The 3,707-nt window shown below is 60.8% G+C and carries 3 protein-coding genes; all 3 read left to right on the top strand.

All coding sequences use genetic code 11. The annotated features are described in order from the left end of the window. Nucleotides 1–249, top strand: a 249-nt coding sequence (locus EN781_RS28355) for a phosphatidate cytidylyltransferase (RefSeq protein WP_189347904.1), incomplete at its 5' end; no start/stop codon positions are given. Between the two features lie 103 nt (nucleotides 250–352). Beyond that, nucleotides 353–1,495 (top strand): RIP metalloprotease RseP, encoded by a 1,143-nt coding sequence (gene rseP / locus EN781_RS28350; protein ID WP_126054468.1) that lies wholly within the window; start codon nucleotides 353–355, stop codon nucleotides 1,493–1,495. 218 nt (nucleotides 1,496–1,713) lie between these two features. Then, nucleotides 1,714–3,707 (top strand): outer membrane protein assembly factor BamA (bamA, locus tag EN781_RS28345; RefSeq protein WP_127400548.1); only part of this gene is annotated, 1,994 nt, incomplete at its 3' end.

Genomic DNA, 3,707 nt, shown 5'->3' with positions numbered 1-3,707 from the left:
GGAGTCGGCAATCTCGGAACACTCGGCCTCGTGGCACTCGCCCTGTCGGTGGTGGCGCAGGCAGGTGACCTTTTCGAATCCTGGGTCAAGCGCCGCCACGGCCAGAAGGACTCCGGCAACCTGATCCCTGGCCATGGCGGCGTCATGGACAGGGTGGACGGGCTTGTCGCGGCGGCTCTGGCCCTGTACGTCATCGGCTGGATCTCGGCGGGCGCCGATCATCCGGCGCAGGGGCTGTTTCCGATTTGAACCGCATGCCGCAGGGCGAAGAACAGGCAGCGCCACGGATTCGCCCGGATTGATGTCACAGTCGCGGCACGGCCTGCGTCGCGCACGGTTTTGAGGACACGACTTGAACGAGATTCTTCACGCGTTGTTCAGCACGGAAGGCTTCGTCCTCGGCACGCTGGTGCCGTTCCTGTTCGTGCTGACCGTGGTGGTCTTCGTACACGAAATGGGCCACTACCTCATCGGCCGCTTGTGCGGCATCGGCGTCAAGGCCTTTTCGATCGGCTTCGGCCCCGAGCTCATCGGCTTCAACGACAGCCACGGCACACGCTGGAAGCTCTGCGCCATACCGCTTGGCGGCTATGTCAAATTCGTCGGCGACATGAATGCCACGTCGAGCCAGCCGAGCGCCGAGGACCTGGAGGCGCTGAGTGATTCGGAGCGCGAGGTCGCGTTCCATACCCAGCCGATCTGGAAACGCGCCGCGACAGTGGTGGCCGGGCCGCTGTTCAATTTCCTGCTGACCATAGTCGTCTTTGCCGTGCTGTTTTCCGTCTATGGCCGCCCGGTGCTGGACCCAATGGTGGCCCAGGTCACCGCTGGCAGCCCCGCCGACAAGGCAGGCATCCAGCCGGGTGACCGATTCGTCAGAGTCGACGGCAGCACGGTCGAGACCTTCGCTGACGTCCAGCGCCTCGTTCAGGGCCGCGCCGGCGATGCCATCGCCTTCACCATGCTGCGCGATGGCAAGGAGATTACGCTCACAGCGACCCCTGTGCCGATGGAACAGCAGGATGCGCTGGGCAACAAGATCAAGGTGGCCGTGATCGGCGTCGTCAACAGCACCGAACTCGGCCAGGCGCGCATTGTCACCTACAATCCCGTCGGTGCCGTGGGCGCGGCCATCGAGGAGACCGGGCACGTCATCCAGCGCACGGGGCAGTTTCTGCAGCGTTTCGTTGTCGGCCGCGAGGACAAATGCCAGCTTGGGGGACCGATCAAGATCGCCAAAATGTCGGGTCAGGCGGCGAAACTCGGCTTCGAATGGCTGGTGCAGCTTGTTGCATTCCTGTCAGTCGGAATAGGAATTCTCAATCTTCTGCCGATTCCCCCCCTCGACGGCGGCCACCTCTTGTTCTACGGCGTGGAGGCCGTCTTCCGTCGGCCGGTATCGGAGCGGATGATGGAAATGGCCTACCGGACCGGACTGCTTCTGGTGTTGGGCTTTATGGGCTTCGTGTTCTGGAACGATCTGTTTGGGTGCTGAAATCATGAAGAAATTTGGCTTCGGCAGCCGCAATGTTGAGACGCCGTTTACCATGCACAGGGGTAGGCGTGACGCGAAAGCCACGCACCAGGGTTAAGTAATTACAAATTAACCAGAAGCCTTGCGTGTAGGGAAAATCCGGTTAATACGGTAGGGGAAAATTACCGCACGTCCGGTTTTCTCGCCGTGGGGACTACGAGAAAAGGTACAAAAGCCCGATGAAGGCAGCATCCAAGTTTATGAGCGCCGCGTCCGCGGTGGCTTTGTCCGCCGCTCTGGTTGTGCCAGGCGCGCTCGCAGTGCAGTTTGTTGCCACATCGGTAGCCGAAGCCGCAGTCGTCTCGAGAGTGGAGGTCAGCGGCAACCAGCGCGTCGATGCCGACACCATCCGCAACTACATCACGATCAAGCCTGGCAAGGCGTTCTCCAGCTCCGATATCGATGATGCGGTCAAGGCGCTGTTCGGCACCGGCCTGTTCTCGGATGTGCAGATCAACCAGGTCGGCTCGACCCTCGTCGTCAAGGTTTCCGAATACAAGGTCGTGAATCAGGTCCTGTTCCAGGGCAACAAAAAGCTCAAGGACAACGCTCTGCAAGCCGCGGTCCAGCTCAAGCCGCGCGCGACCTTCTCGCAGCAGACGCTTGATTCCGACGTCGAGGCGGTCAAGGCCGCCTACCGGCGCATCGGTCGCGACGATGCGGCGGTGACCACGCAAATCATGGAACTCGGCGACAACCGCGTGAATGTCGTCTTCAACATCAACGAAGGTGGCCGCACCCAGATCGCCGCGATCAATTTCGTCGGCAACAGTGCCTATTCCAGCCGCCGTCTGTCCGACGTGATCAACACCAAGCGTTCGTCCTGGCTCTCCTTCGTGCTGCGCGACGACGTCTATGACGAGGACAAGCTGCGCGCCGATCAGGAGTTGCTGCGCCGCTTCTACTACAATCACGGCTATGCCGATTTCCAGGTGGTCTCGGCGGTCGGCGAGCTCGATGACACCACCAACAAATACACTGTCACCATCACCGTGCAGGAAGGCGACCGTTACACCTTCGGCGACGTCAGCGTCGAAAGCACGATTCCCGAAGTCGACTCCAAGTCGCTGGAATCCGTGATCGAGACCCATAAGGGTGACGTTTACAACGCCAAGGATGTCGAGGATTCCATCATCGCGCTGACCGAGAAGGTCGCCGGCTCCGGCTATGCCTTCGCCCAGGTGACACCACGCGGCGATCGCAACTTCGAGAACCACACCATTTCGGTGGTCTACACAATCGACCAGGGCACCAAGGCCTATATCGAGCGTATCGAAATCCGCGGCAACGACCGCACGCGCGACTATGTCATTCGCCGCGAGTTCGATGTCAGCGAAGGCGACGCCTTCAACCAGGTGCTTATCCAGCGCGCGAAGAAGCGCCTGGAAGCGCTCAATTACTTTGAGAAAGTCGACATCTCGACCGTGCCGGGTTCGCAGCCCGATCAGGTCGTGCTGGTGGTTGACGTGGTCGAGAAGTCGACCGGCGAATTCTCGATCGGCGCCGGCTATTCGACCGGTGGCGACACGCCTGGTCCGTCGGTCGAAGGCTCGATCACGGAGCGCAACTTCCTCGGTCGTGGCCAGTACATCAAGCTGGCGGCGGGCGGCGGCAAGAATTCGCGCGACTACAGCATTTCCTTCACCGAGCCTTACTTCCTCGGGCGCCGCATTGCCGCCGGCTTCGATGTCTTCCAGCAGACGCGCAATTACACCCACTACGACAGCGAGACGCTGGGCGCCACAGTGCGCTTCGGCCTGCCGATCACCGACAGCATTTCCACCCAGCTGGCGTACAACATCGCGCAGGAGAAATACAAATACGATGACTGCGACGACAACGACGATGGCACTCAGGGCGATTGTGATCTTTCACAGGCCATCAAGGACGGCATCGCTGAAAGCCCCTGGCTGAAATCCTCGGTCAGCTTGGGTCTGGTGTACAACACCATCGACGACATGAAGAACCCGCATGAGGGTATTTACATCAACGGCACGACCGAAGTCGCCGGTCTCGGCGGCGACGCCAAGTGGGTGAAGCTGACCGGGCGGGCGAGCGTCTATCAGACCTTGTCCGAGCAGCTCGATCTGGTCGGTCTTGTGTCCGCCGGCGCTGGCCACATCGCAGGGTTTGGCGATGATGGGCTGCGCATTTTCGATCAGTTCCAGAGCAA

The organism is Mesorhizobium sp. M4A.F.Ca.ET.090.04.2.1 (assembly GCF_003999085.1).
In the GTDB taxonomy this organism is placed as follows: domain Bacteria; phylum Pseudomonadota; class Alphaproteobacteria; order Rhizobiales; family Rhizobiaceae; genus Mesorhizobium.
The sequence above is the reverse complement of the archived record's forward strand: the minus strand, read 5'-3'. Positions and strand labels throughout refer to the sequence as shown.